Below are 2,439 nucleotides of genomic sequence, written 5' to 3'. Positions count from 1 at the left end.
AGTTAGATAGATTATAAAACTGTATTTATATATATGGAATGTGGTTGGGTTAGCTATTTTAATGATTAAGACTAATCATCATCTTCAAAAAGGCCAATAAATCGTTCATACTTAAATTCAAAATCAATTTTTGAATTTTTTATATCTATCTCAACGATACAACCCGCCCAGATTGGCTCGCCGTTAGTAAGATTGTTATCAATAAAATATTTTTTAATTTCTAGCATGGTTTGAAATATATCATCCCTAGCTTTAGAAACAGGTTTAAACTCTTTCTTATTGTTTTTATTATCAAAATAATTAAAAAAATACGCTGCGACATCATTTTCTGTTGAAATTTGAATACCCGTTACTATTTTTACCGCATCATCTGGACAACTAATGACTAATATTTGCCCTATTCTATTATAAAGATCATCTATCATATTTATTCGCTTTGTTATAAAATTCTATATAAGAAAAGTATTTATCATCAATATAATACGAAACCATAAACCTATTTGGTCTTATATCTGTACTTTCATATAAAGGCTCTATCTTAACTTTGACTGTTTTACCTTTTCGCAAGGCTTTAGCCCATCTATTTTCTAGCGTTTTCCTCTCGCCACGATTAAGATTTGAATTCATTGGCAGGAGGTTAATTTTTTATTATTATCCATTTAGTTAAGATGCAATTAAGCCAAATTCTTGTAAAACTTGCCATGCATCTTTCTACTTGTTTAATAATAAATATTTGCGCCAGTTCGCTACAATCGTGAATGTTCGGCTATCAGCCTAGACGCAAATAATAAGACTCTAATATACAGTAAGATAAATAATAGCACTGTGTTTACATACATAAAATATGCTTATATTTGGATTTGCTATTATCTGATTAAGCCTAACTATTTAATGAGTTAGATTACTTGTGATCATCACCGTCATACTCACTATAAAGATCAATAAATCGTTCATACTTAAATTCAAAATCAATTTTAGCATTTTCAATATCAACAGTTATAATACAACCTATCCACGCAGGTAAGCCATTAGTTAGGTTATTATCAATATAATATTGTCTAAGTTCTGTTACCGTATCAATTAAAGGGTCTGTTATATCGTCATCCAGTAGATACCAGTTTAATTCATCATTTTGATTATAATAATCAAATAAATATCTACAAACATCCATTTCTGGGGTAAATTCTAATTGAGCAATTACTTTTTTTGCTCCATTAGGCGATGATTTAAAAAGTAGTTGCCCAATTTCATTATTTAATTGATCGTCTGTTTTTTTCATTTTATCCACCTGCTTGATTTAATAATTTTTCCTGCATAAATCGTCCATTATTAATTGAATATGATACACTAAACTTAGTTGGTCTTATATCTGTACCCTTATATAGGCTCTATCTTAACTTTAACTGTTTTACCTTCTTGCAAAGCATTAGCCCATCCATTTTCAAGCTTTTTCCATATACTACGATTAAGATTAGCATTCATTGGCAGGAAGTTGATTTTTTCTTATGATCTATTTAGTTAAGAGGCAATTAAGCCAAATTCTTGTAAAACTTGCCATGCATCCTCCTACTTGTTCAATAATGAATATTTGCTCCATTTCGCTACAATCGTAAATGTTCGGCTATCAACTTAGACGCAAATAATAAGAGTTTATAACACAGTAGAATACTTATAACACTGCTTATGTTTGGATTTGCTATTATCTGATTAAGCCTAACTATCTAATGATTAATATTAGTCATCATTTTTAAAAATACTAATAAACCGCTCATACTTAAATTCAAAATTAATTTTTGAATTTTTAATATCTATCTCAACGATACAACCCGTCCAGATCGGCTCGCCGTTAGTAAGATTGTTATCAAGAAAATACTTTTTAATTTCTAGCATGGTATGAAATATATCATCCGTAGCATCAGGATCAGGCAAAAAGTGTTTTTTATTGTTTTTTTTATCAAAATAATAAAAATAGTAACCAGCTGCATCATGTTCATCTGCAATTTCTATACCCGTTTCTATTTTTACCGCATCATTTGGACAACTCATAACTAATATTTGCCCGATTCTATTATAAAGATCATCTATCATATTTATTTACTCGCTTGGTTATAAAATTCTATATAAGAAAAGTCTTTATTATCAACACAATACGATACCCTATACCTAGTTGGTCTTATATCTGTACCCTAATATATAGACTCTATCTCAACTTTAACTGTTTTACCGTCTTGCAAGGCGTTAACCCATCTATTTTCTATCTTTTTCCATAAGCTACGATTAAAATTAGCATTCAAATGAATATTTGCGTCAGTTGGCTACAGTCGCAAATGTTCGACGTTAAGCTTAGACGCAAATAATACTTTAATATACAGTTAGATAGATTATAAAACTGTATTTATATATATGGAATGTGGTTGGGTTAGCTATTTTAATGATTAA

6 protein-coding genes are annotated in these 2,439 nt (G+C 29.4%); all 6 read right to left on the bottom strand.

Going from position 1 to position 2,439, the window contains the following annotated elements; translation table 11 throughout:
• Window positions 1–71: 71 nt before the first annotated feature.
• The 6 genes from H3S88_RS13050 to H3S88_RS13625 all read right to left on the bottom strand — a co-directional run bounded on the left by H3S88_RS13050 (window position 72) and on the right by H3S88_RS13625 (window position 2,294).
• Window positions 72–425 (bottom strand): hypothetical protein, encoded by a 354-nt coding sequence (locus H3S88_RS13050; protein WP_198229195.1) that lies wholly within the window; start codon window positions 423–425, stop codon window positions 72–74.
• The gene (locus H3S88_RS13635; RefSeq protein WP_198229197.1) at window positions 415–627 is read right to left on the bottom strand and encodes a DNA/RNA non-specific endonuclease; all 213 of its coding nucleotides are present in this window, start codon (window positions 625–627) and stop codon (window positions 415–417) included. Before H3S88_RS13635 ends, H3S88_RS13050 begins: the two co-directional genes overlap by 11 nt.
• Window positions 628–901: 274 nt before the next feature.
• Window positions 902–1,279, bottom strand: coding sequence for a hypothetical protein (locus H3S88_RS13040; RefSeq protein ID WP_198229199.1), 378 nt, complete (start codon window positions 1,277–1,279; stop codon window positions 902–904).
• A gap of 98 nt (window positions 1,280–1,377) precedes the next feature.
• Complete coding sequence (locus tag H3S88_RS13630) at window positions 1,378–1,488, bottom strand: DNA/RNA non-specific endonuclease (RefSeq protein ID WP_374190652.1); 111 nt, start codon at window positions 1,486–1,488, stop codon at window positions 1,378–1,380.
• Window positions 1,489–1,734: 246 nt separating this feature from the next.
• On the bottom strand, window positions 1,735–2,088 hold the full coding sequence (locus H3S88_RS13030) for an immunity protein YezG family protein (RefSeq protein WP_144093481.1): 354 nt from the start codon (window positions 2,086–2,088) through the stop codon (window positions 1,735–1,737).
• 98 nt (window positions 2,089–2,186) lie between these two features.
• On the bottom strand, window positions 2,187–2,294 hold the full coding sequence (locus tag H3S88_RS13625; protein ID WP_374190651.1) for a DNA/RNA non-specific endonuclease: 108 nt from the start codon (window positions 2,292–2,294) through the stop codon (window positions 2,187–2,189).
• Window positions 2,295–2,439 lie beyond the last annotated feature (145 nt).

Origin of the sequence: Gilliamella sp. B14448G11 (assembly GCF_016101765.1) — a bacterium.
Classification (GTDB): Bacteria; Pseudomonadota; Gammaproteobacteria; order Enterobacterales; family Orbaceae; genus Gilliamella; species Gilliamella apicola_N.
The sequence above is the reverse complement of the archived record's forward strand: the minus strand, read 5'-3'. Positions and strand labels throughout refer to the sequence as shown.

Bases quoted from the DNA above. Each gene is read 5' to 3' on its own strand.
- H3S88_RS13050 (WP_198229195.1), bottom strand. From the start codon at position 425: ATGATAGATGATCTTTATAATAGAATAGGGCAAATATTAGTCATTAGT.
- H3S88_RS13635 (WP_198229197.1), bottom strand. From the start codon at position 627: ATGAATTCAAATCTTAATCGTGGCGAGAGGAAAACGCTAGAAAATAGA.
- H3S88_RS13040 (WP_198229199.1), bottom strand. From the start codon at position 1,279: ATGAAAAAAACAGACGATCAATTAAATAATGAAATTGGGCAACTACTT.
- H3S88_RS13030 (WP_144093481.1), bottom strand. From the start codon at position 2,088: ATGATAGATGATCTTTATAATAGAATCGGGCAAATATTAGTTATGAGT.